The 26,908-nt window shown below is 43.9% G+C and carries 28 protein-coding genes and 2 pseudogenes; 16 read left to right on the plus strand and 14 right to left on the minus strand.

Annotation, left to right across the window (positions count from 1 at the left end; translation table 11 throughout):
- Window positions 1-96: 96 nt before the first annotated feature.
- The 3 genes and pseudogenes from BUC01_RS26245 to BUC01_RS18780 form a co-directional block, all read right to left on the minus strand.
- Window positions 97-165, minus strand: a pseudogene (locus tag BUC01_RS26245) (transposase); the annotation flags it as partial.
- A gap of 165 nt (window positions 166-330) precedes the next feature.
- A pseudogene (locus tag BUC01_RS18775) lies at window positions 331-1,446 on the minus strand (ATP-binding protein); the annotation flags it as partial.
- 132 nt (window positions 1,447-1,578) lie between these two features.
- Window positions 1,579-2,859, minus strand: coding sequence for an O-acetylhomoserine aminocarboxypropyltransferase/cysteine synthase family protein (locus BUC01_RS18780; protein WP_007667750.1), 1,281 nt, complete (start codon window positions 2,857-2,859; stop codon window positions 1,579-1,581).
- A 119-nt stretch (window positions 2,860-2,978) separates the two neighbouring features.
- Between BUC01_RS18780 and BUC01_RS18785 the strand changes: the two genes are divergently transcribed.
- Complete coding sequence (locus BUC01_RS18785; protein WP_025834546.1) at window positions 2,979-4,019, plus strand: N-acetylmuramoyl-L-alanine amidase family protein; 1,041 nt, start codon at window positions 2,979-2,981, stop codon at window positions 4,017-4,019.
- Between the two features lie 9 nt (window positions 4,020-4,028).
- Here the strand turns inward: BUC01_RS18785 and BUC01_RS18790 are convergent, their stop codons facing one another.
- Window positions 4,029-4,910: a DMT family transporter gene (locus BUC01_RS18790; RefSeq protein WP_073314498.1), complete on the minus strand. Its 882-nt coding sequence runs from the start codon at window positions 4,908-4,910 to the stop codon at window positions 4,029-4,031.
- 268 nt (window positions 4,911-5,178) lie between these two features.
- Here BUC01_RS18790 and BUC01_RS18795 point away from each other — a divergent pair, with 268 nt between their 5' ends.
- Entirely contained in the window at window positions 5,179-6,033 is an 855-nt protein-coding gene (locus BUC01_RS18795) for a DUF6845 domain-containing protein (RefSeq protein WP_073314512.1), read from the plus strand.
- A 153-nt stretch (window positions 6,034-6,186) separates the two neighbouring features.
- On the opposite strand, the gene BUC01_RS18800 is transcribed toward BUC01_RS18795, so the two are convergent.
- Entirely contained in the window at window positions 6,187-6,609 is a 423-nt protein-coding gene (locus BUC01_RS18800; RefSeq protein ID WP_025834545.1) for a DUF2867 domain-containing protein, read from the minus strand.
- Window positions 6,610-6,745: 136 nt separating this feature from the next.
- Between BUC01_RS18800 and BUC01_RS18805 the strand changes: the two genes are divergently transcribed.
- Window positions 6,746-7,180 carry a GNAT family N-acetyltransferase gene (locus BUC01_RS18805; protein ID WP_034524664.1) on the plus strand — a complete coding sequence of 145 codons (435 nt, stop codon included), beginning with the start codon at window positions 6,746-6,748 and terminating at the stop codon, window positions 7,178-7,180.
- 109 nt (window positions 7,181-7,289) lie between these two features.
- Here BUC01_RS18805 and BUC01_RS18810 read toward each other — a convergent pair whose 3' ends face one another.
- Window positions 7,290-8,150, minus strand: coding sequence for an AraC family transcriptional regulator (locus BUC01_RS18810; RefSeq protein ID WP_025834542.1), 861 nt, complete (start codon window positions 8,148-8,150; stop codon window positions 7,290-7,292).
- A 185-nt stretch (window positions 8,151-8,335) separates the two neighbouring features.
- Here BUC01_RS18810 and BUC01_RS18815 point away from each other — a divergent pair, with 185 nt between their 5' ends.
- Window positions 8,336-9,040, plus strand: coding sequence for a TIGR02757 family protein (locus tag BUC01_RS18815; RefSeq protein ID WP_025834540.1), 705 nt, complete (start codon window positions 8,336-8,338; stop codon window positions 9,038-9,040).
- A gap of 24 nt (window positions 9,041-9,064) precedes the next feature.
- Here the strand turns inward: BUC01_RS18815 and ung are convergent, their stop codons facing one another.
- Complete coding sequence (gene ung / locus BUC01_RS18820; RefSeq protein ID WP_025834538.1) at window positions 9,065-9,727, minus strand: uracil-DNA glycosylase; 663 nt, start codon at window positions 9,725-9,727, stop codon at window positions 9,065-9,067.
- A 248-nt stretch (window positions 9,728-9,975) separates the two neighbouring features.
- Here ung and BUC01_RS18825 point away from each other — a divergent pair, with 248 nt between their 5' ends.
- The 4 genes from BUC01_RS18825 (at window position 9,976) to BUC01_RS18840 (ending at window position 12,992) form a co-directional block, all read left to right on the plus strand.
- Window positions 9,976-10,779 carry an AraC family transcriptional regulator gene (locus tag BUC01_RS18825; protein WP_025834537.1) on the plus strand — a complete coding sequence of 268 codons (804 nt, stop codon included), beginning with the start codon at window positions 9,976-9,978 and terminating at the stop codon, window positions 10,777-10,779.
- Window positions 10,780-10,899: 120 nt separating this feature from the next.
- Window positions 10,900-11,277 carry a VOC family protein gene (locus BUC01_RS18830; protein ID WP_021968346.1) on the plus strand — a complete coding sequence of 126 codons (378 nt, stop codon included), beginning with the start codon at window positions 10,900-10,902 and terminating at the stop codon, window positions 11,275-11,277.
- Window positions 11,278-11,334: 57 nt separating this feature from the next.
- Window positions 11,335-11,610, plus strand: a complete 276-nt coding sequence (locus BUC01_RS18835; RefSeq protein ID WP_007667714.1) for a putative quinol monooxygenase — start codon at window positions 11,335-11,337, stop codon at window positions 11,608-11,610.
- Between the two features lie 50 nt (window positions 11,611-11,660).
- A complete protein-coding gene (locus BUC01_RS18840; RefSeq protein WP_175560901.1) occupies window positions 11,661-12,992 on the plus strand; it encodes an MATE family efflux transporter in 1,332 nt (443 codons plus the stop codon).
- 45 nt (window positions 12,993-13,037) lie between these two features.
- Here the strand turns inward: BUC01_RS18840 and BUC01_RS18845 are convergent, their stop codons facing one another.
- The 3 genes from BUC01_RS18845 to BUC01_RS18855 are packed head-to-tail and all read right to left on the minus strand — an operon-like array spanning window position 13,038 to window position 14,517.
- Complete coding sequence (locus tag BUC01_RS18845; protein WP_051568851.1) at window positions 13,038-13,430, minus strand: DUF3795 domain-containing protein; 393 nt, start codon at window positions 13,428-13,430, stop codon at window positions 13,038-13,040.
- Window positions 13,430-13,798: an MmcQ/YjbR family DNA-binding protein gene (locus BUC01_RS18850; RefSeq protein WP_073314500.1), complete on the minus strand. Its 369-nt coding sequence runs from the start codon at window positions 13,796-13,798 to the stop codon at window positions 13,430-13,432. The genes BUC01_RS18845 and BUC01_RS18850 overlap by 1 nt, the downstream gene beginning before the upstream one ends.
- 2 nt (window positions 13,799-13,800) lie before the next feature.
- Complete coding sequence (locus BUC01_RS18855; RefSeq protein ID WP_025834529.1) at window positions 13,801-14,517, minus strand: DNA alkylation repair protein; 717 nt, start codon at window positions 14,515-14,517, stop codon at window positions 13,801-13,803.
- A gap of 175 nt (window positions 14,518-14,692) precedes the next feature.
- On the opposite strand from BUC01_RS18855, the gene BUC01_RS18860 reads away from it, so the two are divergent.
- The 3 genes from BUC01_RS18860 to BUC01_RS18870 all read left to right on the plus strand — a co-directional run bounded on the left by BUC01_RS18860 (window position 14,693) and on the right by BUC01_RS18870 (window position 17,374).
- Complete coding sequence (locus BUC01_RS18860) at window positions 14,693-15,421, plus strand: DUF5131 family protein (RefSeq protein WP_025834526.1); 729 nt, start codon at window positions 14,693-14,695, stop codon at window positions 15,419-15,421.
- A gap of 70 nt (window positions 15,422-15,491) precedes the next feature.
- Complete coding sequence (gene msrB / locus BUC01_RS18865; protein ID WP_025834524.1) at window positions 15,492-16,550, plus strand: peptide-methionine (R)-S-oxide reductase MsrB; 1,059 nt, start codon at window positions 15,492-15,494, stop codon at window positions 16,548-16,550.
- A 47-nt stretch (window positions 16,551-16,597) separates the two neighbouring features.
- Complete coding sequence (locus tag BUC01_RS18870; protein ID WP_025834522.1) at window positions 16,598-17,374, plus strand: GNAT family N-acetyltransferase; 777 nt, start codon at window positions 16,598-16,600, stop codon at window positions 17,372-17,374.
- Between the two features lie 93 nt (window positions 17,375-17,467).
- Here the strand turns inward: BUC01_RS18870 and BUC01_RS18875 are convergent, their stop codons facing one another.
- Both BUC01_RS18875 and BUC01_RS18880 read right to left on the minus strand, forming a co-directional pair.
- Window positions 17,468-17,905, minus strand: a complete 438-nt coding sequence (locus BUC01_RS18875) for a PepSY-like domain-containing protein (protein ID WP_025834520.1) — start codon at window positions 17,903-17,905, stop codon at window positions 17,468-17,470.
- 118 nt (window positions 17,906-18,023) lie between these two features.
- Window positions 18,024-20,090: a HelD family protein gene (locus tag BUC01_RS18880; RefSeq protein ID WP_073314502.1), complete on the minus strand. Its 2,067-nt coding sequence runs from the start codon at window positions 20,088-20,090 to the stop codon at window positions 18,024-18,026.
- 135 nt (window positions 20,091-20,225) lie between these two features.
- Between BUC01_RS18880 and BUC01_RS18885 the strand changes: the two genes are divergently transcribed.
- Window positions 20,226-20,810: a nucleotidyltransferase domain-containing protein gene (locus BUC01_RS18885; RefSeq protein WP_025834518.1), complete on the plus strand. Its 585-nt coding sequence runs from the start codon at window positions 20,226-20,228 to the stop codon at window positions 20,808-20,810.
- A 26-nt stretch (window positions 20,811-20,836) separates the two neighbouring features.
- On the opposite strand, the gene BUC01_RS18890 is transcribed toward BUC01_RS18885, so the two are convergent.
- Window positions 20,837-21,604 carry a response regulator transcription factor gene (locus BUC01_RS18890; RefSeq protein ID WP_025834516.1) on the minus strand — a complete coding sequence of 256 codons (768 nt, stop codon included), beginning with the start codon at window positions 21,602-21,604 and terminating at the stop codon, window positions 20,837-20,839.
- A 595-nt stretch (window positions 21,605-22,199) separates the two neighbouring features.
- On the opposite strand from BUC01_RS18890, the gene BUC01_RS18895 reads away from it, so the two are divergent.
- Entirely contained in the window at window positions 22,200-23,510 is a 1,311-nt protein-coding gene (locus tag BUC01_RS18895) for an MATE family efflux transporter (RefSeq protein WP_073314504.1), read from the plus strand.
- 23 nt (window positions 23,511-23,533) lie between these two features.
- Here BUC01_RS18895 and BUC01_RS18900 read toward each other — a convergent pair whose 3' ends face one another.
- On the minus strand, window positions 23,534-25,528 hold the full coding sequence (locus BUC01_RS18900; protein WP_025834514.1) for a tetratricopeptide repeat-containing sensor histidine kinase: 1,995 nt from the start codon (window positions 25,526-25,528) through the stop codon (window positions 23,534-23,536).
- Window positions 25,529-25,735: 207 nt separating this feature from the next.
- Here BUC01_RS18900 and BUC01_RS18905 point away from each other — a divergent pair, with 207 nt between their 5' ends.
- The 3 genes from BUC01_RS18905 (at window position 25,736) to BUC01_RS18915 (ending at window position 26,843) form a co-directional block, all read left to right on the plus strand.
- On the plus strand, window positions 25,736-26,176 hold the full coding sequence (locus BUC01_RS18905; RefSeq protein WP_073314506.1) for a VOC family protein: 441 nt from the start codon (window positions 25,736-25,738) through the stop codon (window positions 26,174-26,176).
- Window positions 26,177-26,213: 37 nt separating this feature from the next.
- Window positions 26,214-26,486, plus strand: coding sequence for a zinc ribbon domain-containing protein (locus tag BUC01_RS18910; protein WP_025834512.1), 273 nt, complete (start codon window positions 26,214-26,216; stop codon window positions 26,484-26,486).
- A 69-nt stretch (window positions 26,487-26,555) separates the two neighbouring features.
- Window positions 26,556-26,843 (plus strand): CatA-like O-acetyltransferase, encoded by a 288-nt coding sequence (locus BUC01_RS18915; protein ID WP_244895768.1) that lies wholly within the window; start codon window positions 26,556-26,558, stop codon window positions 26,841-26,843.
- Window positions 26,844-26,908 lie beyond the last annotated feature (65 nt).

Consider the following 26,908-nt stretch of genomic DNA (forward strand, 5'->3'; position numbering starts at 1 on the left):
TAGCTTGTTAATCTCTTCGGAAGATAATCCGGTAGCTTTGATTATCACTTCTTCTGAAGCGCCAAGCTGTTTTAAATTTCGTGCGATAGAATAGCGTTCTTCTTCTTTACGGCACGAATAGATATTATTCATGTAGGCGTAGATAATTACCTTAAGCATCATTTCTTCCTTCTGCACGCTCCGTATATATATTGTCACGGAGAATGACGATATTATCTAAGTGACGGTAATATGCTTCGAGTTCTTCTTTTTTCATTCGGTCCAGTTTCAAACGTTCGCATGCTTCATGTAGCCCCGGAGCTGTGGCATTGCTTTCTCGTCAATCTGTGACTTTACTTCCTCGTTAGGGAAGCCGAGAGTATAAATCTGAAATCTTTCATCATATTCTTTTATTGTTAGATATCCGCTTTGGTACAGTAGAGGTACAAGGTTATTTGTATCAACCATATTGGCATTCAACGAAAGTGCCCCTACTTGTATGCCGTCCATCTCGCGCAGGTCAAAGTTGGTCTTTTTCAGCATATTCACTAAGAAGGTGGGGGTGCCGCTACCAAACCAGTAGCTACCGAAGGCACGTTTCATCAGCGCATTGAGCACGCTGAAGGGATTGTACATTGGGGTGAATTCTTCATCATCGGTGAAGCGGTAGCCGTCGTAAAGACGGGTCATCTTTTCCAGTAGGGCTTCGTGTGAGAGTTTCTGTTTCAGTGCCATTGCTTCCAGTTCGGGGACAAAAGTAGTCTCAATTTCTGGCAATGTCATGCCGCAAAGGGTGTTGTAGTCGAGGTCGAAACTGATGTCGCTCAGTTGGTTGAGGTTGCTGAAGATGCCCATCTGCGCAAACTTGGTCACTCCGGTGATGAGGACGAATTGCAGCCAGGGGTCGGCGTCTTTCAATACAGTATAGAAGGCGGTCAGCGTTTCGCGGAACTCGTCTTGCAGTTTGGAGTTGTCGAAGGAGCGGAGTAGTGGCTTGTCGTATTCATCGATAAGCACTACGACACGGCGACCAGTCTGTTCGTAGGCTTGCTTGATGACGGTCATGAAGCGGCCGGAATATGTGATACCTTTGCCGCCGGTCTGATATAATTGTTCCCACGCTTGGAGCTGACGTTCAAGCATATCTGCCAACCGTTCTTTACTATCGTACTTCTCGGCATTCAGGCTGAGATGCAGCACGGGATATTCATACCAATTCTTTTCCAGTTGTTCCATAGCCAATCCCCGGAAAAGCTCTCGCTTACCCTTGAAATAGGCTTCGATAGTGGAGAGCAACAAGCTCTTTCCAAAACGGCGTGGGCGACTCAGGAAACAGGGCACACCTGCTTGGATGAGTTTGTAAATGAGTGCCGTCTTGTCTACATAGACAAAACCTTCACTACGTAGTTTTTCAAAGCTTTGTATTCCGACGGGAAGTCTGCGCGGGGTGAAATTATCTGTATTCATAACCACTGGATTTGATGAACTGTTTGCAAAGATAACAATTATCCCCGTACTCCGGTTGGGGAGTCGGGGATATTATTCTTTGGATTTCTCTTTGTCAGATACAGTTTTTTTATCTGATCGGCAGCACAGTACTTATGCGTTCAGCGCCTGTTCAATATCTGCAATGATATCATCCGCATTCTCGATACCAACCGAGAAACGGATCAGGTCGGGACGTACACCGGCTTCCATCAATTGTTCGTCCGAAAGCTGACGGTGCGTATGGCTGGCGGGGTGCAGCACGCAGGTGCGGGCATCGGCTACGTGGGTGACGATAGCTGCCAGTTTCAGTGAGTCCATAAATTTGATGGCTACTTCGCGACCTCCTTTCAAGCCGAAGGTGACAACACCGCACGAACCGTTCGGCATGTACTTTTGTGCCAGTTCGTGATATTTGTCTCCGGGCAGGCCACAGTAATTAACCCATGCCACCTTGTCGTTCTTGGAAAGATATTCGGCAACTGCCTGTGCATTCTTGCAATGTTGCGGCATACGCAGATGGAGCGTTTCAAGACCGATATTCAGCAGGAATGCATTTTGCGGAGACTGAATGCTGCCAAGATCACGCATCAACTGTGCGGTAGCTTTGGTGATATAAGCCATTTTGCCGAAAGCTTTTGTGTAAGTCAGGCCGTGATAAGATTCGTCGGGCGTACACAATCCGGGGAATTTGTCGGCATAGGCATCCCAGTTGAAGTTTCCGCTATCCACGATGGCACCGCCTACGCTGGTGGCGTGGCCGTCCATATATTTGGTGGTGGAATGCACCACGATATCGGCGCCCCATTCGAACGGGCGGCAGTTAATAGGAGTCGGGAAGGTATTGTCTACAATCAAAGGCACGCCGTGGCTGTGGGCGATGCGGGCGAACTTTTCGATATCGAGCACTTCCAACGTCGGGTTGGAAATGGTTTCACCAAACAGTGCCTTGGTGTTGGGGCGGAAAGCGGCTGAGATTTCTTCTTCCGGTGCGTCCGGGTTGACGAAAGTAACTTCGATGCCCAACTTCTTCATTGTCACACCGAAGAGGTTGAAGGTTCCGCCGTAGATGGTAGATGAACAGACGAAGTGGTCGCCTGCCTGACAGATATTAAAAATAGCGTAGAAGTTGGCAGATTGTCCGCTGGATGTCAGCATGGCGGCCACACCACCTTCGAGGGCCGCTATCTTGGCGGCAACGGCGTCATTCGTAGGGTTTTGCAGGCGGGTGTAGAAGTAGCCGTTCTCTTCAAGGTCGAAAAGGCGTGCCATTTGCTCGCTGGTTTCATACTTGAAGGTTGTACTTTGGTAGATGGGGAGCACGCGGGGTTCACCCTTCTTTGGAGTCCATCCGGCTTGTACGCAGAGTGTCTCCGGTTTTAATTGTTTTGCCATAATGCTATCTATTTTTATAGTTTCTTATCAATTAACGCATTTATGGGCGCAAAAGTAGGGAAAATAATTGTATTTTTGTCCGCAACAGTTGAAGTATGTTTGCTAAAAGCAGAGTAATTATGGTTCGGATATTATTTTTGTTGTTTATATCTTCTTTCCTGTTTCTCACTCCTTTCCACGCTTCGGCGCAGGAGGAAAGGGCTGCACCGAGGTCTGGTGAAGGCATTTCGGCCTTCTTGCAACGCAATAAGCGTCCCGGTAAGGCCTACTATCTGGAGTTCCTTGAACTGAATAAAAAGCAATTACGCGGAAAACAGGAATTGCGCTTAGGGGTGAAGTACCTGCTTCCGCCACTGAAATCCAAAACTGAAACTGCTGCAAATTCATCTACTTCTTCTGTCTCTGCTGCCGGTTCCGGCAAAACAATTCATGAACCTCTTTTCGGAAAAGAACTGGCTAAAGTCCGGGTGACCGGTAACCGTTTGAAGGGTGCCTGCTTCTATGTGGTCAGCGGACATGGAGGACCCGACCCCGGTGCTATCGGTAAGATAGGGAACGTTGAACTCCATGAAGATGAGTATGCTTATGATGTCGCCCTGCGTCTTGCCCGTAATCTGATGGAAGAGGGGGCAAAGGTTTATATCATTATTCAGGATGCCAAAGACGGCATTCGTGATGATCGCTACCTTAATAATAGTAAGCGCGAAACCTGCATGGGAGACGCTATCCCTCTGAACCAAGTGGCTCGCCTTCGCCAGCGTTGCATCAAAATCAATGAACTTTATAGAAAAGACCGCAAGAACTATACCTATTGCCGTTCCATCTTCCTGCATGTGGATAGCCGCAGCAAGCGACATCAGACGGATGTGTTCTTTTATCATGCCCCCAACAGTGCCAACAGCAAGCGTCTGGCAACTACGATGAAGAATACTTTTGAGTCTAAGTATGATAAACATCAGCCTAATCGCGGCTTTACGGGCACGGTAGGCCCGCGCAACCTGTATGTGTTGGCTAATTCTACTCCTGCCGGGGTTTTTGTAGAACTGGGAAATATTCAGAATACCTTCGACCAACGCCGTTTCGTTATCAGTTCCAATCGCCAGGCTTTGGCGAAGTGGATGATGGAAGGCTTTATTACTGATTATAAAAAGAGTAAGTAATCACTCTTATCAGCTTGTTTTCTTCTCGTGCATAATGACGACGGTGACCGCTGTCAATATTAGTAATATGCCCAGACCAGTGCCCGGAGTGAAACTTTCTTTGAAGACCAGACATCCGATAGCTACCGCCGTAAGAGGTTCTAAGGCTCCGAAGATGGAGGTCAGTGTAGGGCCGATGTACTTGATGGCTTTTACGAGCGTGATATTTGAAATGGCTGTTGCCGGTAGTGCCAGTCCGAGGATATTCAGCCATGTTTGTCCGCCTGTTGCCAATTGAATACCGCCTGTCAGACTTCCCCCTATAATAAAGAATAAAGCGCCCAGCCCCATGACGTAGCAAGTCAGTGCGGTAGATGGGATATGAATGGCACGGCTCTTACGTACTCCAACGATATACCCGCCGTAAAAGAATACGGATAGCGTGGCGGCAATCAGCCCTGTTGTGGTATTTCCACCTTTAAAGTCTATCTCTCCCGATGATAACAATGCCGCACCCGCCAGCGAAATCAGTACGGCAAACAGAATGGAGAACGATTTCTTTTCCCGGAAGAAGAATATCATGGCGAGGGCAACGGCCAGCGGATACATGAAGTGAATGGTAGATGCCACTCCGCTGGCGATGTGTTGGTAAGCTATGACGAGGCTTAGTGAAGTTGCTGCCCGGAGCAGGCTCAATATAAATACAGTTCCCCAATCTTTCCGGCTGATACGGAAAGTTTCTCTTAATAGTACACCAAATATTCCCAGGGTGAGTGAAGCGATTCCCCAACGGTAAGCAAGCACTTCGAAAGAGGAAAAGCCTGAAGCCAATAAGGATATGGTGAAAAAAGGGGCTAATCCGAATGTGGAGGAAGAAGCTGCCGCGTATATGTAACCTTTTATGTTGTTCATGGTTCCGATTCAAATTTTCATACAGGATTCTGAAATCCGCTGCAAAAGTACAAAATACAAAGGTGAAAAAATCCATAATCGAGAGCAAAATCGCTTTTATATTGTTATAAGCTCAACGCCGGCTGTGTTCTTAGTTTATAAGGAGAGCGGAGACGGCTTGACGAGGGAGGTTGTCATGCCCTCTTTAGAAACGGAGTTTCAAGGTCTATCCCCCTTGTCAACTAATAAGTTGAGTGTTTACGAAACTGAAATTAAAATGAAAAATTCTATGAGAAAGAAATTGTTAGTCTTGGGCGCATTTGTAAGCGTTGTTATGTTGGTGTCCTGTACGGGCAGTAAGAAGGAGGCGGTGACTTATACCCCCGAAGAGATTGCAGATGCAGGGCAAGTGGTGAAATATTACGATACTTCATTGGCTCTGTTGAAGAATTTGGTGAAAGAGAGAGATGTAAATGCGGTTCTGGGGTATATGGAACAGCAGGCTAAGGTACAGATGTTTTCGCATATCATGTCTCCTGTCATTTCTAAGAAAGATTCTGCGGCGGTGATACAGCCGGGTGACTACTTTGGCGACGATGTACGGCAGAACCTGATACAGAATTATACCGAACTTTTCCAGTCAAGGGGGCAGTTCTATGCTAATTTTAATAAATACCTGTCTCTGCTGAAAGAGAAGAAGACGGAAGGAATAGCGGATTTGCTGAATGACAATTATGAACTGAGTGTGGAGATGTCCGAATGCAAGCAGAACATATTTGATATTCTAAGTCCTATCGTTGCGCAGGCCCAGCAAGTCTTGCTGGCGGAGAATCCGGTGAAAGAGCAGATTATTGCAATGAAAAAGATGAGCCTGACAATGCAGAGTATTATCAATCTCTATGCCCGCAAGCATGTGGAAGACAAAGCCCGTCTGGACCTGAAGATTGTGGAACTGAGACTGCAATTGGATGCAGCCGAGAAACTACCTGCCGTGGAAGGGCATGAGGAGCAGACAGAGAAATTCAAGGATTTCTTGTCGAAAACCGAAGAGTTCATGAAGATAGTACAGGATATCCGCCAGAAGAACTCATATACTGAGGAAGATTTTGATGATATCAGCAGCTACGGATTGAGTATTATATAAGGTAGGTTTAATTCACTTTTGAGCGGTTATGAATCAATCTTTTCACCACAGAGGACACAGAGTCTCACAGAGTTTAATCAATTTGAAATCAAAAGAATAGAACTCCGTGAGACTCTGTGTTACTCTGTGGTGAAAACTCATTACTTTTCCGTTTTAAATTATTTCTTTCACCACCCGCGGCACAATCATCTTGTGGAAAGGTTTGATAAAGAAGAAGTAAACCTTTCCTAACGCATTGTGATACTGAACCACCGTCGTCACGTCTATCAGGTTATTTCCTATCTTGGCAATGGAAACATAAAACAACAGATGCTTGTCGTCCTTCCTCATGATGGCTTCGTTCTCTGTATCTTCTATTATATAATCTTCCGATATCAGGATGTCTCCGCCTTCGATACCGAAAGGCTTCACCAGGATATTTCTGACTTTGTAAAGGAAACTAAGCCATGCCGGAGAGTGATTGAATATTTTCTTGATTAGTTCCTTAGGAACAATCTGTTCCGCAGGTTTGCTGGCCTTGATAACGAATGTATCGTGATAATCTGCCGGAAGGAATTTATCGATAAGCTTTTCCATAATCAGAATAGAGGGGGATTAGTTAAGATGCACTTATTTCTGCAAATGTAGTGTTTCCGGACGAAATAATCGGGATATTTGGGCAATCAATACATAAATTCAATATCTTTGTGATTTACCGTAATATTAGATTCCTATGACAATTATCCGAAGATTAGAACTGCCTGAATATGAGAATGCCGCAACACTTTCATTGGAAGTGTACCTTCAGTGTGGCAAAGACGATTTTGACGAACAGGGGCTGGAAAGTTTCAAAAGCTTTGTCAATGATAAAGCAGTGGTGAACGGGCTGGTCATTTATGGCGCGTTCGATGAAGATAATCTGGTGGGAGTGCTGGCTACGAAGAACCACGGAGAACATATTTCTCTCTTCTTTATCAAGGAAGAATATCACCGGAAAGGCATAGGACGGAAACTGTTTGACGCCCTTATTGCAGATAATCCCGTACCCGGAATGACGGTGAATTCATCTTCGTATGCTGTTCCTTTCTACAGAAGTCTGGGCTTTAAGGAAGTAAAGGAGCCGCAGGTGACGAATGGGTTGAGATATGTACCGATGAAAAGAGAATAAGAAAACTGATTTTATTACCATTTATTTCCGTCATCCTGAGCTTGTCAAAGGATCTCCTCTCTTGCCCTTATGAAAGGGATCCCCCGACTACACTCAGTCTGGCGGACTCTTATTCCACCGGAATATAAATCTCCGTCAACAACTCCTCCGGTTTTGTCTCGCACGGATCATTCAAATAGCGTTCTGCGCTCGATTCATCTCTCAACGTACATTCCATTTCAGGGATAAACTTACCGTAAATCGTGTCGTATACGCTTTGCAGATGTTCATAAGAGCCTTTATAGGTAAACACCGCATAGCGTCCGACTGGCAATTGCTTGAAGCCGATATCACCTTTCGGAGTTACGGCGATAGGCATCACCATACAAACGTCAGTGCGCAATTTATCGGCAGGCGTCACCTTCGGATCATCATGATAGATGCAGTACGGAGACATATCGCCCATCGGCAGCTTTTCCTCCTTGATGAACTGGAACAAACGCATCCATGTGCCACCGTAATCATTCAGTTTATAATCTCCGAACAAGCGGATATAAATCACATTTCTGGCGGGCACTTCTCTTATTTCTTTCTTTAACTCTAAATCGGGTCTGATAATTGCTGGTTTCATAATTACAAAGTTTTTATTGTTACGATACTCATTAGGTGAAATTCCGTAGAACTGTTTGAATACTTTCGACAGCGATGACGGTGAGGAATACCCGATGCGATAAGCGATGTCCGCTATCGGCAAATCCGAATAGCGCAACAGGCGGGCGGCGGCTTCAGTTCGTGTCCGGACTATGAACGTCCCGATGGGCTCACCCAGAAATGCTTTCATGATGCGGTGGAAGTAGAACGGAGAGAAATGAGAAATCTTGGCCAACGATTTCAAATCTATCTCTTCTCCAAGATGGAGATTGATGTAGTCTACCACTGCATTTACACACTTCTGATACTCTTCACGCGTTGTCTTCTTGCTATGTTCCATAGGTTCTTTATTGAATTTCACGATGCAAAAATAAGGGGAAATAGAATAGGGGACTTGTCCAAAGTTGCTATAAATTCAATATCTTTGGAATAAGATAAGCGGCATCCCAGCATAACTTTTTCATGCAAGCATGAAAGTTCTGCATTCGATTTGCATTATCTTTGCATCCTCCTGATCTTAAAGAAATGACCAAAGATATAAAAAAGAAACTACAAGAGTGGGCTGCGACCTATCATTGTGCCGATTTTATTCAGAATGACCCGGTACAGTTCCCCCATCGCTATACGCTGAAGCAGGATATAGAAATCAGCGGACTGCTGACCGCCATCATGAGTTTTGGCAACCGCAGGCAGATTCTGAAGAAAGCAGATGAATTGCATGCGTGCATGGGGGCATCTCCTTATCAATATGTTCTTTCGCGTCGGTGGGAGAAGGATTTCCCTGTGAAAGAGCGGCGCAGTTTTTACCGGATGCTTTCGTATGCGGACTTCCATTCTTATTTTGAACGCCTGCATACGGCTTATTCGGGTTATGACAGTCTGGAAGATGCATTGCTGGTATATCCGGGAAAGCCGATGGAGAAGCTTTGCCGGTTTCTGGAAGTTTCGTACAAAAGTCCGCAGAAGAAACTGAATATGTTCCTGCGCTGGATGATACGGAGAGGACCGGAAGTTGATTTCGGTATTTGGGACAGTTTTGATTGCCGGGAATTGATTATTCCTTTGGATACACACGTCTGCCGTGTAGCCCGCTTGCTGGAACTGACCGAGACGGAAACCTTTTCTCTGAAAAACGCACAAAGGATAACTGCCGCATTGGCGGAAGTATTTCCGGATGATCCCTGTTTCGGAGACTTCGCTTTGTTCGGGTATGGGGTGAATAATAAATAGTTAGGTTAAAAACACTTTACCGGATTACCAATCTATTTCTTGAATCCCTCTGCTTCTCAGAAACTCATTGGCCTTGCTGAAGTGTTTGCAGCCGAAGAAACCATAATCGGCAGATCGGGGAGAAGGATGGACTGTGGTCAGCACAAGATGTTTTTCCGGATTAATTAAAGCCGCCTTTTCTTTGGCATACGCTCCCCAAAGCATAAATACCAAATTTTCCCGTTCGTCACTTAATTTCTTGATAACTGCGTCAGTAAATGTTTCCCAGCCCATATTTCGGTGCGAACCTGTTTCGTGAGCACGTACTGTGAGGACGGAGTTCATTGGAAAAACACCTTGAGCTACCCAACGGTCCAGATTACCGGAAGTCGGGATTGGCTTGCCTAAGTCCTGATGTATTTCTTTGAATATGTTACTTAATGAACCGGGAATAGCAACTCCTTCGGGGACAGAAAAGCATATTCCGTAATATTGTCCGGGGTTAGGATAAGGATCTTGTCCTAAGATGACGACTTTTACATTCTCAAAAGGGCACGAATTAAATACATGGAAGATAAGATGACCAGGTGGAAGAACATTTGTCCGTCCATATTCACTTTTTACGAAGGTCACTAACCTTTCAAAGTAAGGTTTGTCGAATTCTTCTTGCAGGCGTTTTTGCCAGCTTGCCTCTATCTTGACATTCATTGTTTTTATGCGTTTACAGGTCGTGATAGGGCAAAAGTACAAAAAAGTTGTTATGGGGGGCTCTGTTTCTTTTTCTTTCGTTGATATTTTCAGTCGTTTGCTTATTTTCAACTGCAAACTTTGCAGTTGGCGATACTCCATTTTACTGTAAACAGGCAGATCTTATAAATAATGTCCCTTTTTTACTATTCCCCCTAAAACCCTTTGCCTACCTTTGCCGCAATAATCAAATCCCGTATATTTGCACTATGCAAACTTTCCGTATCGTAAAACCAGCTCCTGCATTGTCTCCCTATATCCGTTACTACTGGATATTGCGGGATGATGCCGCTTTGCCGGTATCGGAACGTACCTTGCCCGTCGGCTGTGTGCAACTGGTATTTCATAAAGGCAAACGCTTGATGTGCCTACAAGAGTCGCGGTTGCAACCGCAATCCTTTATTAGCGGCCAGTCTTTCGGTTTCTCCGACGTCGTGTCGACAGGAGTTATAGAAATGATAACGGTTGTCTTTCAGCCCTATGCGGCAAAAGTCTTTCTGCAAATTCCCCTGCATCTTTTCAACGGACAGAATGTTTCCACGGATGAAGTGGAAGACAGGGAACTTTCCGATTTATCCTACCGGATAACAGATACTCCGGATAACGACCAGTGCATCCGGCTGATTGAACAATTCTTTTTCCGTCGCCTGGCCTCCGGTTCCGAATATAACCTGAAACGGTTATCGACTGTTCTGGACGAAATCAATCTTCATCCGCAGGTAAACACCTTGCAACTTTCCGATGTGGCTTGTCTCAGCACCAAGCAGTTCGGCCGTGTCTTTACCGATTATATCGGTACCACCCCCAAAGATTTTCTTCGCATCGTGCGTATGCAGCGCGCCTTATACGTCCTGCAACAGAATCCTGGTTCACCTTTCGCGCAAGTGGCCTATGAATGTGGCTTCTCCGACCAGTCGCACATGATTAAAGAGTTTAAACTCTTCTCCGGTTACACCCCTGCGGAATACTTGTCTGTATGTGCTCCCGTTTCCGATTATTTTTCCACTCTCTAAAGACACTTTTTTTCTTCTCTCTAAAGATGTCCGTTTTCTTCTATGGAGGTTTCTCGTCTTGCCCTACTTTTGTCCTGTCTTTGCAAAGGCATAGTAATAACCCTTAAAAAAGAAACCAAAATGAAAAAGTTGATTGCATTTTTTGAGATTCCGGCTACAGACTTCCGTCGGGCTGTAGATTTTTATGAAACCGTGCTGAACATGAAACTTCCGGTCTTTGAGTGTGAACAGGAGAAGATGGCATGCTTCACCGAAGACGGTGAGACTGTAGGAGCCATCTCACAATCTTTTGACCTCCTGCCCGATTTTCAGCCTTCTGAGAAAGGTGTACTTATCCATTTCAATACGGATAACATAGCAACTACCCTTGAACGTGTGTTGCAGAAGGGCGGGAAAGTGCTCATTCCCTGCACGAAGATAGAAGCCGATGGCAAAGGTTATTTTGCAGTATTTGCCGATTCGGAAGGCAACCGCATCGGTATTTATGCAGACAAGTGAATCAGAGTTCCGACTTTTCTGTTTACATTTGCAGCGTACTTTTAAAATTCTACAAATATGATTAGACTGAATGTTTTTATTCAAGTAAGCGAAAGTAACCGTGCTGCGGTGTTGGAAGCTGCAAAAGAGTTGGTAGCATCTTCTTTGAAAGACAAAGGCTGCATTGCCTATGATGTTTTTGAAAGCGCTACCCGTAATGATGTCCTGATGATTTGCGAAACATGGCAGGATGCAGAATCGTTATCTGCCCATGAGAAAGCGGAACATTTCGTGACGTTGGTTCCCAAAATACAGGGATTGGCTTCCATGAAGCTCGAAAAGTTTGATTTCTGATATCAACAGAGGATATGCTCCACAAGGGGGATATCCTCTGAACTGCTCTTATATATATGAATTTCAGCTATAAGCAAATCTGGTTAATTGCGTATCCTATTCTCATCAGCTTGCTGATGGAACACATGATAAATGTTACGGATACGGCATTCTTAGGTCATGTAGGCGAAGTGGAGTTGGGAGCATCTGCGCTGGCGGGTGTGCTCTATATGGCTATTTATATGCTTGGGTTTGGATTTAGCATTGGGGTTCAGATACTGATAGCGCGTAGAAATGGCGAACAGAAGTATGGTGAAATTGGCAGAATATTCATGCAAGGCGCCTTTTTCCTGTTGGCATTGGCCACTGTCATGTTTTTCTTGTGCGACTATATCACAACGCATATTCTCGGCCGACTGATATCTTCCGATCAGGTTTATGCTGCCGCAGCTTCTTATCTGGAATGGAGAAGATACGGGCTTTTCTTCTCTTTTATCGCTATCCTGTTTCGCGCTTTCTACATCGGTATTACTGAGACACGCACGCTGACGCTTAACTCTGTTGTGATGGTGCTCAGTAACGTTGTTTTCAATTATATTCTTATATTCGGAAAGTTCGGTTTTCCGGCATTAGGCATTGCGGGGGCGGCTATTGGTTCGTCGCTGGCCGAACTGGTGTCTTTGCTGTTTTACGTAGTATATACCTGGTTGAAAGTGGATAAAAAGAAATATGCCTTGTTTCAGCGGTTCGCTTTCCGGCTGTCGGAGTTCAAGCGGATTTGGAGTATTTCTTGTTGGACGATGCTCCAATCCATACTATTTCCATCGCAATGGTTTCTGTTTTTCATCGCGATAGAGCATTTGGGAGAGCGTTCTTTGGCGATAGCTAATATTATGCGCAGCATTAACACCTGCTTCTTTATGGTGATATTTGCATTTGCCGATACGGCCAGTTCTATGGTTAGTAATCTCTTGGGAAGTGGCAAAGATAAAAGTGAAATCCGGCTTGCATGCAGGCGGGCGATAAAGCTGACTTATCTGATTGGAATTCCGTTCTTGCTGCTGGCCGCGTTATTTCCGACTGCCCTGTTGCAGATTTATACAAACAATGGGGAACTTGTGCAGGCAGCTTTGCCTACTACCTACGTCATGTTGGTGGGATATTTCCTTTCAGCCCCCGGATTAGTCTTGTTCAATGCGGTTTCAGGAACAGGAAACACGAACCAGTCCATGAGAATCATGTTGATGACGATTGCTGTTTATGTCGTTTATGTTGTCGTCATGGTTATGTACTTCAAGGTAGATGTGGCCGTAGCCTGGACCAGCGAGTATATTTATGGAGGTATGTTGCTGCTTCTTTCCTATTTCTATTTGAAGAATCGGGATTGGAACAAACGTATCTGATAGTCATAGAGAAAAGACTTGAAACTACCTCAGGCATCCGGAAGGTTATTTCTTCTTTTCCTGTTTGCAATAGATGCAATATTCATAATGTACGGTTCTTAGTTTGCCGCAATCCGGACAAGTATATTTCTGGCTTTGACTGGCAATAAATGCCTCTTCTCCTTTCTGCTTGATGTAATCGAGATTTTCAAGAATACTCATCTTGTATTTTAGTCGGTATTGCTTATCTAAATATTTCAGTCGCTTGCAAGGATATTCCATGCATTCAAAGCAGTAGTCTTCTTTCTTATCGCAGTTGGATATGGCGCAGTTCAGGCAGCTTTTACGAATTATCCCGGTTGTGCTTCTGCAACCGGGGCACTTCTTTTTTACATCCTGAAAGGCGTGGCATAACGTGCAGTTGATACCACAAGGAGCAATTGTAGTTATGGTTCCCATTATCTTAATGTGGCATAATATTTTTCCTGCTTTTTCTTTGGCAGTTTCTTAACCACCTCTTCTATGGAATGATTGATTAATTCCTTTATAAGACTATCCGGCACATCACTTTCCAGATAGATGGTAATCCAGTATTTCTTATCGGAGTAGGGGCCGAATGAAATACCGTTATACTGCTCCATCAGTTCTGCCGATCTGGCGGTATCGCATTTCGTATCTGCCCAGAAACGTCCCTCTTTAGGATTCAATGGGGCAAAAGTAAACATCTTATCCATAATTTTATAGACAAGTGTATGCTCATCAAAGGGAAAACTCTCAGTCACCCCTTTGATACTTAAACAATACTCCCGATATTCTTCAATATTCATACTTACTCCTTTTTCATTGCTTCTTTTCTCAACTCCTGTGACATTTTCTCAATGGCATACCTTAGTGCTGTCCGTGGCATAGTTGTCTTATGGCTGACTACAAAATCGAAGACTTCTTTCTGATAAGCCTCACTTGCCGCTTTCAGCATCCAGCCGTAACCTTTCTGCACCAGGTCATCTTTGTCGTGAAGCAGAGTGGTTGCTATCTGGAGAATATCATCGAAGAACAATCCTTTGCGAGCGGGTATTATCAGACTGACGGCAGCACCGCGCTTCATCCAGCGGCTTTCGGATGTCGCCCATTCTTTCAACTCAGAAATGAATTCAGGATACATCTCGACGAATGTTCCGATGGTATGGTTGCATAGTGTGTCACAGGTTCCCCAATTATTCACATAGTCCTGCAACCAATGTTTGAAAACATGAATGTCTTCCGGTGTATACTTTTTCCGAAGAGCATACGCCCATTCGCAGGCAATCACATTCTCTTCCAAGTATTCCGATTGCCACAACTCTTCACAAAGTGCAAAAACATCAGCTTTCGGCAGTTCTTTGATTTCCTTGAAAGATTCTTTGGCTATCTTGCCTACATGATACATTCCCACTCCGTAGACAGGTACACTTTCACCTTTCTTGAAGAAGTGTCCCGAAGTTTTCAACACTTTTTCATCTATACTGTCCTGTAGACACTGCCTGACTTGCCTGATAATTGTTTCCATATTCTTCTTCTTTAAATTCAACCCGGATATTCGGTTTCAAAAATACGATTTCTTTTTGTGGTGCATGTAAAAGTTCCATAAAAAAGAAGCTGGTTTCGGTTTTGAATGCGGGCAATGCATAACTTTGTGATACATTTTAATCTAAACAAGAAATGATAACAGGCAGATGCTACAAATAGCTAAAAAATCATCCATGTGGAATCCCTGGCATGGTTGTCATAAGTTCAGCACAGGTTGCCAGCACTGCTATGTCTACCGCACGGATGGTAAATATGGCAAGGATAGTTCCGTCGTGACGAAAACGGAGAAGTTCGACCTGCCTTTGCAGCAGAAAAAGAACAAGACTTATAAGATACCTTCGGGCAATATGGTTTATACTTGTTTCACTTCTGATTTTCTGGTGGAGGATGCCGACGAATGGCGTTCCGAAGCGTGGGAGATGATGCGGATACGTCAGGACCTTCATTTCCTTTTTATCACGAAACGCATCGACAGACTGAGTGCCTGCCTGCCCGCTGACTGGGGTGAGGGGTATGATAATGTCACCATCTGCTGCACCATGGAGAACCAGGACCGGGTTGACTACCGCCTGCCTATCTATAAGGCTGCTCCTATAAAACATAAGATTATCATCTGCGAGCCGCTTCTCAGCCGGATAGACTTCCGTGGAGAACTGGGTACATGGGTGGAACAGGTTGTAGCCGGGGGAGAATCCGGCAGGGAAGTCCGTGTATGCGATTACGATTGGGTGCTAGATATCCGCCGGCAATGCATCGACGCCCATGTCGGTTTCTGGTTCAAGCAGACAGGTTCTTATCTGCTGAAAGAAGGCAAGGAGTTTAAAATAGCCCGTCAGTTTCAGCACTCACAGGCGCGGAAGGCGGAAATAAACTACACCCCCTGACCAACTATACAGTCCGTTGCATTGTTATTATATAACGGAAACATAAGAACCATCAGGAGAGGGGGAGGATATGAAACAACTAATATTCGCTTTTGTATTGTTAATAAGTTGCCTTGCTTGTGCCAATAACCGGACAGAGCAGGCAGAAAGGAGAAAAGATATGAAGTCAACTAAAGAAATTTATCTGGCAGGGGGATGCTTTTGGGGAACCGAACATTTCCTGAAACTGATTGAAGGTGTGGAAGCTACGCAAGTGGGCTATGCCAACGGAAATATTGCCAATCCAACCTATAAACAGGTGTGTACCGGCACCACGGATTTTGCAGAAACCGTAAAGGTGCAGTACGATCCGGCAAAAGTGGATCTGCCTTTCCTGATAGACCTTTATTTCAAAACGATAGATCCTACCAGTGTGAACCGTCAGGGAAATGACCGTGGCACCCAGTATCGTACAGGTATCTATTATACCGACCCGGCAGATTTACCGCTCATTCAGGAAACTGTCAACCGCCTGACTGCGGCTTATACCCGTCCGTTGGCAGTAGAAGTTAAGCCCTTGGAAAACTTCTATCCGGCAGAAGACTATCATCAGGATTATTTAGACAAGAATCCGGGAGGTTATTGCCATATCCATCCGGAATTATTCGAACTGGCGCGTAAAGCAAAAATGCCGAAGAAGCCTGCGGCTGTTTATCGCAAACCGGATGATGCCGCTTTGCGTTCGCAGCTCACTGCAGAACAATATGCCGTGACTCAAAAGAATGCAACCGAACCGGCTTTCCATAATCCTTATTGGAATGAACATCGTCCCGGCATTTATGTAGATGTGACTACAGGCGAGCCTTTGTTTGTCTCTACCGATAAGTTTGATTCCGGTTGTGGCTGGCCCAGCTTTTCAAAGCCTATCGACCGTAAACTCATTCAGGAGAAAGTGGATACCTCTCACGGTATGGTGCGCACGGAAGTTCGCAGTTCTACGGGTGACGCCCATTTAGGTCATGTTTTTACAGACGGCCCGGCAGATAAAGGCGGTTTGCGCTATTGCATTAACAGTGCTTCCCTGCGGTTTATTCCAAAGGACAAGATGCAGGCGGAAGGATATGGAGATTACATTGATTTAGTGAAGTAATTTTTCTGTATCGGGAAAACTTTCGTATCTTTAGCAAAAATGGACCTATGACTGAATTTAAAAATGTGCCGTTGGCGTCGCTTCGTGATTTGCGGGAGCGATATTTAGCTTCTCTGCGTTATCCGCAAGAGTTACATTGCGAGTGGCTTGTTGCGAAAGGAGCCTGTTTCGTCATTGAAGCGGATGGAGAAAGGGTGGGGTACTTCATTTGTTCGGAAGACGGACAATTGGTTGAATTCTATCTACTCGACAAGATGTTTGCCCGGAAAGAAGAAATCTTCGGAAGGATGTTGGAAGAGTTTCAGATTAAAAGTGCTTTCTGTAAGTCTTTCGATGATTTGTTTATGACGTGTTGCCACACATTCTGCCGGTCCTGCAAAATAGGCGGTATTCTGTTCCGTTTCTTCACTGACGAAATTGTGATGCCTTTGCCGGATGGCGTAACCGTTCGTAAGGCAAAAGAAATTGATATTCCGTTGCTGCTGACTCATGACAGCGATTTGTACGAATCTCCCGAAGAGTTGAATTATACCGTTTCAAACCGTATGATATTGATGTATGAGAAGGGTGGAGCACTCATAGGCTGCGGTTATCTTATCCGGGTGCTTCCTGATAAGGACATTTTTGATGTGGGTATGTGGGTGAATCCGGCATTTCGCAGGCAGGGGTATGCCGTGATGATTATTTCTCATCTGAAAGAGACGTGCCTGAAAGCTGGATATATGCCTGTTGCCGGTTGTGCTGCCGATAATGTGGCTTCACGCAGGACGTTGGAACAGTGTGGATTTATGACGAAACATTGTGCTGTTGTATTTGAGTTTTAAAACAGCTTTGAGACTTAATACAAACAGTTGTTATTTCGTTTCGTTACCGCTGTAACTGTTACAGCAGTAACGAAACGGAAATATATCTTTGATTTAGTCATCAATATCAATCACCCTCATCTTTGAATCGAACGTGATTTCCAAACGGTTGGATAATCTGATTTCATACTCTTTCTTGTCAAGCTCAATCTGTAGGATTCTTGCATCCGGATAGTTTTCCTTTACATAATTACGGATGGCTTCCGGGATAATCTGGGCAGGAACTTCACTCTGACGGCATTTCACTTCTTTCCATTCTCCTGCTTTATCAAACTCTATTTCTTCGCCGTTGGTGAAGACTACATCGTAGCTCTTATAGAACATTCCGCTTTCTTCTTTTGCCAATGCCACCTTATGGTCTTTGAAATAAGTGTTGATAAACGTCTGTGCCTTTGCAGGGAGTTGGTTTACCTGGATGGGTTTATCATTATCCGCCATGACCATTGTGTGCATTGTGAACATACATACTAATAGCAAAATTAACTTTTTCATATTCTTCTATCTTTAATAATTAATACTTTGGTTTATTATGATATTGCAAATGTAAAGGGAGAATCTGGAAAGAATCTGGAAAATACTTTTATTTTTGCTATTAATCGTCATTTTCTGATTATACCCCTATGATAAACTCACTTCTTCCTCCGCCATAAGTCAGCGTCAGCCTATGCATCGCCCTCGTCACTGCCACATAAAGCATACTTTTATCAATTATCGAATTATAATTCTCTGCATCAACCTGAGGAACAATTACCTCATCAAATTCCAGTCCCTTCGCCATGTGGGATGAAGTGACAATGATACCCTTCACAAAAGCAGAGCTTTGGCTCGATAGGAAATATACATCCTGCCCATGCATCTGAAGTTTTGCAGCAAGATCCTGCGCTTGCGCCTCTGTTTTGCATACTATCCCCAGTGATTGATAATTAGACTTTCTGAAGATAGATACCAAATCTGCAATGCCGGAAAACTCATCTTCCACATTCCCGAATGATAGAACCTGAGGCTGTTCCCCGTGTCGTGCAACGGGTTCAAGTTCATTATTGGCTTGAATCTTCTGTGCAAAGCCTGTAATCTCAATCGTAGAGCGATAACTTTTGCAAAGCTTCATAATCTCTCCCGTGCCGAATGACTTCCGTATCATGTCCGCCGTTGACGAACCATAAGGATTGACCGACTGGGAGGCGTCCCCGAGAATCGTTTTGCGACAGGGATAAAGTTTCTGAATGACTTTATACTGAATAGGGGAGTAATCTTGCATTTCATCTATCAAAAGATGCTTGACGCCCGATTGCACGCTATTTCCATCCAATGCCATGCGCAAATATGCCAGTGGAGCTAAGTCGGCATACTCCAATGTCCGGTTTTTGCGTAGTTTGAATAGTTGGGGCTTGCCCATCCATTCAAAGAAATCTTTATAGATTTGAATATCATTATTGCCCGCAAACATATTCTTTATTTCCTTCTTCAACAAGTTTCTCACCGCAGTGGTAACTGTGAAGTAATACTTCACGGTCAGCATATCCAGAATATACTCTGTCATGGTCTCAAACCGTTGCCGCATCGGATAGCGATTGAAACGCCTGAACTGCTCGTCGATGAATTCGGATGGAATCGTGATATGTTTGGTGAGTTTTACATCTGCCGCTTTGAAGTAATGATTCTCCATATAAAGAATGAACTTGTCGAGCCGTGAAATGAACTCAAATGAAGATTTATATCTGATCCGCTCGATAAAATCATGATTAGGCTTTTCGAGCAACTCTGTCACCTGCCCGAAGAAATTCTGGTATTTGTATTTATCATCAAGTACTTTCGAGAGAATCTGTTCCATACTGATTTCCGGCACGCTCTCCTCGCCAAGTTCGGGAAGTACATTCGATATGTAATCGGCAAAGACTTTATTGGGAGAAATAATCAGTATCTCTTTGGAGGAAATCGTCCCTTTCAATGTATAAAGCAGGTAAGCGATGCGATGCAGGGCAATAGACGTCTTTCCGGAACCTGCCACTCCCTGTATGATAAGTGCGTGTGCATCTTCGTTACGGATAATCCGGTTCTGTTCCCGCTGGATGGTGGTGACGATATTCTTCATCTTGTCGTCCGAATTACTGCTGAGTTCCTTTTGCAGAATATCATCATGGACGGTCAGGGAACTTTCAATCATATACTCCATCTTGCCACCTCGGATGCGGTATTGGCGTTTGAGTGAAATCTCTCCGTTCACCTCGCCTGCCGGAGACGAATAACTCGCTTCTCCCAATTCATGGTCGTAGAACATTCCAGCTATGGGCGCCCTCCAGTCATAAATCAGATTCATCTTGTTTTGGGCATCATAGAAGGTATGTATTCCTATATAAACAGGCATTGTCCTGCTTCCATCCTTCTTCTCCCTGAAATCAATTCTTCCGAAATAGGGAATATCCAATATCCTGCCCAAGCGACTGCGCTTATGAATAACGCTTTCGCCCAGTGCATAGTGGTTCAATATACTTTCGCGCATAGAGCGTATCTCATGCGGATCAATATCTTTATTGGACCAGATATAATCTTTGTACTCCTGCAACGTTTCCACATGCTCTTTCACCGAGCTGTCGGTATGGTTGATTGTATCGTGAATGATGCCGATAACTCGTTGTAAATACTCTTTCTCTTGTTTTTCTGTTTGATTGAATGTCATAAGCCCTTATTATTGAATGAAAAGTTCAGAAAGGGTGGCAAAGTTAGTCCGGTTTGTTGAATTATTAAATAGCTATTTATAGCTATATATCCGTCCTTTTTTCTACTTTTGCGAACTCACTTGAAAACACAGAAAATGGATATTCTTGATATTGCCGAATGGAACCAGCAGAGAGCCTGGAAAGTAATAGAAGACGCCCGTATCATCCCGATATGGGAGAGTATTGGTGCGGAAGTGAACCTGGTGGGTTCATTGAAAACCGGGTTGCTGATGAAGCATCTGGACATCGATTTCCATATTTATACCCCATCATTCAGCCTGTCCGACAGTTTTCAGGCAATGATGAAGCTGGGTGAAAATAAGTCCATCCGGAAGATAGAACATGTGAATCTGCTGGATACTCCCGAAGCATGTCTGGAGTGGCATGCCTGGTACAGGGATGCACGGAATGACCTTTGGCAGATAGACATGATTCATATTCTGAAAGGCTCCCGTTACGATGGCTTTTTCGAGAAGTTTGCCGAACGTCTCACTGCTGTCCTGACGGATGAAACGCGGAAAGTTATCCTAAAACTGAAAAACGAGACGCCCGAAGCGGAAAAGATAATGGGAGTGGAGTATTATCAGGCGGTCATCCGCGATGGTGTACGGAGCTATGACGAGTTCATGGAATGGAGAGGCCAGCACCCGGTTACGGACATTGTGGAATGGATGCCGTGACAGGTTATCCCGGCTATCATAGCAACTTAATCCAATAATCCTGACGCTAACCCTGCATTGATGGCTTCGATGGAATTTTGCACTCCCAATTTGTGCAGCAGGTTCTGCCGATGGATGTTGACGGTATGAATGCTGATGCATAGTTTATGGGCAATTTCCTTACTCAATAAGCCCCTTTGGATAAGTTGCAGAATCTCCAGTTCGCGCTGGGTCAGACTGATAGGCGCAGGTGATGGCAGCGCAGGAGTAAACATTTCCCCGTTTTTAAGATTCAGTACGGTGCATTCCACCTGGTCGGACTCCTTCTGATTGGGAGCAATTTCCATATTGCCGAGTATGAGCCAGGCTTTCCCGTTGCGGCTTTGCTCCAAAACCTGTTGGCGGCTGATGACGCGCACGTATTGCTTTCTGGCATTGAGCACCCGGAAACTATAAATATTGCAGTAATCGTTTCTTTCTTCAATAGGCAAGCTGTAGATAAACTTGCCCAGTTCAACCTGCAACCGTTCCAGTTGGGCGGAATCGTCCGGATGAAAGCGTGATTCCAAGTAATCCCCCTGCCTTTCCAAAGTCGCTATCTTGTGGCTATCGTAGCCCAGCAAATCGACAAAGTTGGTAGAAGCAAACGCATACCTGAGTTTATAGACATCGACCACAAAGGTGCAACTTCGGCTGATTGCGGACATTCGATGGAGCATCTGCTTGTCACGTTCCCATATGGCATAGTCGATGTGGGCGGCAGACAGGTGCTGTTTGGCCCACATTTCTTCTCTTGTGATATCGGTTGATTTCATCGGATGGAATTATTTCCTGCAAAAATAGGATAACCATTGATTTATCCGGTAAATACATCTGCTTTTTTATTATTTTTCCTACATTTGCTGCGTGATTGAGAGATAAAGATCAGATTGTTCAATTCATGAAACATCAACTCTGTATATAGCTACGCTTCACGAATAGCACCTTCTCATATAAGCTATTCAGCTATCGGACGGATTCACGCAATTCGTCACAGAGGTTTTATACCCTGTTTTATTTATGCTTTTCCCTGGGAGGGAGTAACTGAGTAATAGCCAATGTCAGCAACTGATGTGGAATGACTCTGAGACTGAGGATAGAATCAATGCCAATGATTCCTACCATCAATGCCAATGATTCCTACCATCAATGCCAATGATTCCTACCATCAATGCCAATGATGCCTATCATCAATGCCGATGATGCCTATCATCAATACGGATGATGCCTATCATCAATACGGATGATGCCTATCATCAATACGGATGATGATACTCTCAGTCGTAGCAACAGTGTAGCTGATATAAACTCATTGTCTGGTTCGCTTCATTTCCCGGACAAGCTTTATTCATCACTTATTAAAATTGAACAATGAATTATACGTATAAGCAAATCTGGCTCATCAACTTTCCCGTGATGATGAGCATCCTGATGGAGCAATTAATCAATATCACCGATGCAGTTTTTCTTGGACATGTGGGCGAAGTGGAGTTGGGCGCTTCTGCCCTTGCAAGTGTCTATTATCTGGCTATCTATATGCTTGGATTTGGTTTCAGCCTGGGATTGCAGGTGATGATTGCCCGCAGAAACGGGGAACAACGATACAAGGAAACTGGGCGGACGTTCTATCAGGGATTACTGTTCCTGAGTTGCTTGGCTGTTGTTTTAAGTCTGGCATCCTATGTGCTGTCCCCCCTTATCCTGAAATATTTCATTCATTCATCCGAAATTTATCAGGCTGTGGTCGATTATCTGGAATGGAGATGTTTCGGGCTGGTATTCTCTTTTCCGTTTCTGGCGCTTCGTTCGTTCTTTGTCGGGATCACTAAAACGAGGGTGTTGTCGTGGGCTGCGATGATGGCAGTCCTCATTAATATACCTTGCAACTACCTGTTTATTTTCTGTTTTAATCTGGGCATATCGGGTGCGGCAATGGCTTCATCGTTGGCTGAGGCAGGTTCTTTGCTGATATTAGTGTGTTATATTTTTCAGAAGAAGGTGGATAAAGACCATTTCGGATTGAAAGCTGCCTATGATGGAAAACGATTGGCGGCACTCCTGCGCTTGTCAGTGTGGAGCATGATGCACGCTTTTATCAGCGTTGCCCCGTGGTTCCTGTTCTTTGTGGCGATAGAGCGTTTGGGAGAGACGCAGTTGGCAGTGTCCAATATTACCCGGAGTGTATCCACTGTTTTCTTCGTGATAGTCAATTCCTTTGCGGCGACAAGCGGTTCTCTGGTTAGTAACCTGATTGGTGCGGGAGAGGGGAGAAACCTGTTCCGGCTTTGTTATAAAGTGCTCAGGTTGGGATATGCGGTAGGGATTCCTTTGATTGTTTTTGCCCTATTATTCAACCGACAGATTGTTGGATTTTATACGGATAATGCTCAATTAATGGAGTTTGCCCATTATCCCTTTATCGTCATGTTGCTGAATTATGCATTTGCCCTGCCCGGATATGTGTATGTCAATGCGGTGACGGGAACAGGGGATACTCGGATGGCTTTTGTATTTCAGGTCTCCACAATTATCATTTATTTGGCCTATCTTTATTTGTTGAGTTACTGTTCCATCGTTTCCTTATCGGTTTATTTAACGGCTGAGTACCTTTTTGTGATGTTGTTGGGCGTGCAATCTTATGTCTACTTGAAGAGGAAACAATATACCTTAAGCAGGCATTGAAAGTAGTAGTCAGTGAAAGGGGGTTAATGTATCGGTAGCGTAACTACCATTCGTGTGCCCTCCGCGTAACTGGGATCAATTTTAATCTCTCCGGCCAGTCGTTTCACGATGAGCCGGCAGAGATATAATCCCAGTCCGTTGCCGGGGACGAACGTGTCGAGTTTGGAGAAGCGGTTGAATACCTCTTCATATTTCTCTTTCGGTATTCCGCAACCTGTGTCCGTCACGCTGATGGATATATGTTCCTGCTGCTTGTCAGCTTCATAACTCAGGGTGATACATCCTTTCTCCGTGAACTTATTCGCGTTATTCAGCAAATGTCCGATTACTTGTGTCAGATACTGGACATTCGTCTGGATTATCATACTTTCGGGCGCGATGTCCAGTATGTATTCTATTCCCGGCTTCTTGTTGAGCAGTTCCATTTCCTGCGTGCAGATATCCTTTAAATCGGCAGCCTCGCAAGGCAGTTTTTCTTCGGAAACGTCCAGGTTGGCTACTTCCAGCATACTGTTGACCAGCCCGGTGAGTAGCACCGTGCTTTTTTGTATCTCAGCCGGAAATTCACGGCGCATCTCCTCGTCGATCTCCTCATTCATAATCAGATCGGAGAATCCGACGATTGCGTTGAGCGGAGTGCGTATCTCGTGGCAGATGGAGTTGATGAATGCCTGCTTCATCTTTTCGCTTTCCTGTGCCTTGCCATGCAGGACTTTGAGTTCCATCTTCATCCTCTTTTCCTTTTTCAAGGAGAAGTAAAGATAGGTGCAGATGGAAATTACAATAATCAATAAGATACTGAGGGAGATAAGCAGAGTTTGCTTATTCTTGACTTCCAGCATCGTCTTTTCGTTATTGAGCGCATTGAGGTCATACTTCACCTGCAATTCGTTGAGCTGTTTATGAGCGGCATCCGTAGTCAGTGAATCTTGAATCTGATGAGAAATCTTCAGATATTTCAAGGCATTCGGATAGTCTTTTATCTCTTCATAAAGCAGCGAGTTGATATTATATAATCCCGGCAGATTGACCGGGGCTAATGTTTTCGCAATTCTGATGAGTGAATCATTAGCTTCTATGGCTCTGGGATAATCCTTTTTTATACGGTTGTTGGAATAGTAGTTATTGGCACACAGATAATAATTGTACCGATCCAGATCATTGGTTAACGTTTTACCGATTATTTGAATCCGGTTCCAGTAATCCTGTGCTTGCTCCACTGTGAGGTAGGGTAAGTTGCCTATCATGAAAGAGTAGTACTGGAGCAGGTATAATTCTATTTTGTAGAAAGGGCGTTGCTTCTCATAGTCTGTTTTATATTTTAGTTCTACCAGATTGATCAGATTTTCCATGATTTTAATGGATTCTTTTTCTTTTCCCGTCTGGGCATATGTGAAGCATAAATTTAATGTGATGTATCTTTGATAGTCATATCTGTCTTTTTCCGGAATTGTTTTTGTAAGTTGCAATGCATTTTCTAAGTGTGGTAGCGCTTTGTCGAATTGACCGTGTATATAGAAACTGAATCCCATAGTGTAGGCAGATGCTATCTTGCCATAAACATTATCATTTATTGAGTCCAGAAGATTTAGTTCCTCTTTGATAGCGGTTTCTTTTTGATCTGAGAAACATTGGGATTCGAAGATACGTATATGATAAAAAGGTAGCAGCCGCTCCTTTTCTTCTGTAGTAGCTATTTTCTTTATATATTCAGTATATTTAATGATGGAATCTTTATTATACGAGATGATTGCTCCCGTGACAATATCGTTGAGTGCATCCAGCATATTCTTTTTATCATTAATCTTCTCCGCTTCCCGATACATTTTCAGGAGATAAGTTTTTGCGTCCGGGGTGTCAATGGAAATATCTGCTAAATCCCTGTATATTTGAATTTTCTTTTCAGAAGAAGCGGTTGCGTTCAGAAGATGCAAAAGGCTATCGGTTGCCTGTGTCATGTTCTGGGCAAATAGGATGGAACTAATGGATATAAATATAGTAGTCAGTATGTATCGCATATTATATTGCATCATTATGTCGGTGCAAATCTACAGATTTTTTCGTGATTATTTCTTTTTTAGGAGAAATCTTTTGAGGAAAAAGCAAGAATTGCTTTTTCTCTGATTTACAGATTCTTGCAGATTAGAGGAAAATTATTATATTTGTGAAATAATGATAGAAGATAAGTTTAGAATCTTTGAACTTAGACTTAAAAACGTAAAAATATGGCGAAAATCAACCTTTCCCTCCTTTTCAATGGTAATTGTGAAGAAGCTTTCAATTTCTACAAATCCGCATTCGAAACTGAGTTTACTTTTATTGGCAGATATGGGGATATTCCCCCGCAGGATGGCATGCCTGCTATTCCCGAAAGTAAAAAAGGCAAAATAGAAAATATTTGTCTGCCTGTAAATGAGGACACTTTTCTGATGGGTGCAGATGTCACGGGCTATATGGCTCAGAGAACTGTTTTCGGTAATAATTTCTCTATTTATATCGAAGCTGCCAGTAAAGAAGAAGCCGACCGGTTGTTTGCCGGATTGTCGGCAGAAGGGCAAGTGATGATGCCCATGAGTGTAGCTCATTGGGGCGATTATTTCGGGATGTTCACGGATAAATTCGGTGTTAACTGGCTGATAAATTGTGCGCGTCAGCACATGGGATAGTGCATAGTCGGCATTTTTAACCACAAATAGAATGACTATGGAGAATATGTATTGTCAAAGTTGTGGCATGCCACTGACTAAGGAAGAAGAAGTAGCAACGAACAAGGACGGTTCACTCATGCACGATTATTGCATCTACTGCTACAAGGAGGGAGCTTTCACTTCGGATATCAGTATGGAGGAGATGATCGATGTTAGTTTGGTGCATATGAAAGAAATCTTCAAGGATAATCCTGATTTTAGTGAGCAGGAAGCTCTGAACAAGATGCGGGGCTTTTTTCCGGAACTGAAGAGGTGGAAGGGTATATAAATGGAAAATATCAAGTTTAATCGGATAGATATAGAAAAATGGAATCGTAAGGAGTATTACATTCATTATATGAATGAGTTACGTTGCACATACAGCTTGACTGTAAATATTGATATTACAGGGTTGAGAGCTGCTGTGAAAAAGCTGGGTAAAAGGATATACTCCGTACAAATATATATGATTGCGACTGTTGTAAATCAGTATGAGGAATTTAGAATGGATACTGATTCTGACGAAGAGTTGGGGTATTGGAGTGAAGTAAATCCATGCTATACCGTATTCAATAAGGATAGTGAAACGTTTTCCAGTATATGGACTAACTATAACTGGGCACTGTCCACAATTTTGTGTAAATAGAAAACTTCAGGATTCGGGTTTTATACTTGAATCCTGTTTTCAAATATAGTAATAAATTGGTTAAA

This window comes from Bacteroides stercorirosoris, from assembly GCF_900142015.1.
Taxonomy (GTDB): domain Bacteria; phylum Bacteroidota; class Bacteroidia; order Bacteroidales; family Bacteroidaceae; genus Bacteroides; species Bacteroides stercorirosoris.

Coding starts and splice junctions, on each gene's coding strand:
- BUC01_RS18785 (WP_025834546.1), top strand. CDS start 2,979: ATGGTTCGGATATTATTTTTGTTGTTTATATCTTCTTTCCTGTTTCTC.
- BUC01_RS18890 (WP_025834516.1), bottom strand. CDS start 21,604: ATGAAATCAACCGATATCACAAGAGAAGAAATGTGGGCCAAACAGCAC.
- BUC01_RS18810 (WP_025834542.1), bottom strand. CDS start 8,150: ATGGAACATAGCAAGAAGACAACGCGTGAAGAGTATCAGAAGTGTGTA.
- BUC01_RS18905 (WP_073314506.1), top strand. CDS start 25,736: ATGGCGAAAATCAACCTTTCCCTCCTTTTCAATGGTAATTGTGAAGAA.
- BUC01_RS18870 (WP_025834522.1), top strand. CDS start 16,598: ATGACTGAATTTAAAAATGTGCCGTTGGCGTCGCTTCGTGATTTGCGG.
- BUC01_RS18845 (WP_051568851.1), bottom strand. CDS start 13,430: ATGGGAACCATAACTACAATTGCTCCTTGTGGTATCAACTGCACGTTA.
- BUC01_RS18885 (WP_025834518.1), top strand. CDS start 20,226: ATGGATATTCTTGATATTGCCGAATGGAACCAGCAGAGAGCCTGGAAA.
- BUC01_RS18780 (WP_007667750.1), bottom strand. CDS start 2,859: ATGGCAAAACAATTAAAACCGGAGACACTCTGCGTACAAGCCGGATGG.
- BUC01_RS18825 (WP_025834537.1), top strand. CDS start 9,976: ATGCAAACTTTCCGTATCGTAAAACCAGCTCCTGCATTGTCTCCCTAT.
- BUC01_RS18895 (WP_073314504.1), top strand. CDS start 22,200: ATGAATTATACGTATAAGCAAATCTGGCTCATCAACTTTCCCGTGATG.
- BUC01_RS18915 (WP_244895768.1), top strand. CDS start 26,556: ATGAATGAGTTACGTTGCACATACAGCTTGACTGTAAATATTGATATT.
- BUC01_RS18875 (WP_025834520.1), bottom strand. CDS start 17,905: ATGAAAAAGTTAATTTTGCTATTAGTATGTATGTTCACAATGCACACA.
- BUC01_RS18790 (WP_073314498.1), bottom strand. CDS start 4,910: ATGAACAACATAAAAGGTTACATATACGCGGCAGCTTCTTCCTCCACA.
- BUC01_RS18800 (WP_025834545.1), bottom strand. CDS start 6,609: ATGGAAAAGCTTATCGATAAATTCCTTCCGGCAGATTATCACGATACA.
- BUC01_RS18835 (WP_007667714.1), top strand. CDS start 11,335: ATGATTAGACTGAATGTTTTTATTCAAGTAAGCGAAAGTAACCGTGCT.
- BUC01_RS18900 (WP_025834514.1), bottom strand. CDS start 25,528: ATGCGATACATACTGACTACTATATTTATATCCATTAGTTCCATCCTA.
- BUC01_RS18850 (WP_073314500.1), bottom strand. CDS start 13,798: ATGAATATTGAAGAATATCGGGAGTATTGTTTAAGTATCAAAGGGGTG.
- BUC01_RS18795 (WP_073314512.1), top strand. CDS start 5,179: ATGAGAAAGAAATTGTTAGTCTTGGGCGCATTTGTAAGCGTTGTTATG.
- ung (WP_025834538.1), bottom strand. CDS start 9,727: ATGAATGTCAAGATAGAGGCAAGCTGGCAAAAACGCCTGCAAGAAGAA.
- BUC01_RS18830 (WP_021968346.1), top strand. CDS start 10,900: ATGAAAAAGTTGATTGCATTTTTTGAGATTCCGGCTACAGACTTCCGT.
- BUC01_RS18805 (WP_034524664.1), top strand. CDS start 6,746: ATGACAATTATCCGAAGATTAGAACTGCCTGAATATGAGAATGCCGCA.
- BUC01_RS18910 (WP_025834512.1), top strand. CDS start 26,214: ATGGAGAATATGTATTGTCAAAGTTGTGGCATGCCACTGACTAAGGAA.
- BUC01_RS18880 (WP_073314502.1), bottom strand. CDS start 20,090: ATGACATTCAATCAAACAGAAAAACAAGAGAAAGAGTATTTACAACGA.
- msrB (WP_025834524.1), top strand. CDS start 15,492: ATGAAACAACTAATATTCGCTTTTGTATTGTTAATAAGTTGCCTTGCT.
- BUC01_RS18855 (WP_025834529.1), bottom strand. CDS start 14,517: ATGGAAACAATTATCAGGCAAGTCAGGCAGTGTCTACAGGACAGTATA.
- BUC01_RS18815 (WP_025834540.1), top strand. CDS start 8,336: ATGACCAAAGATATAAAAAAGAAACTACAAGAGTGGGCTGCGACCTAT.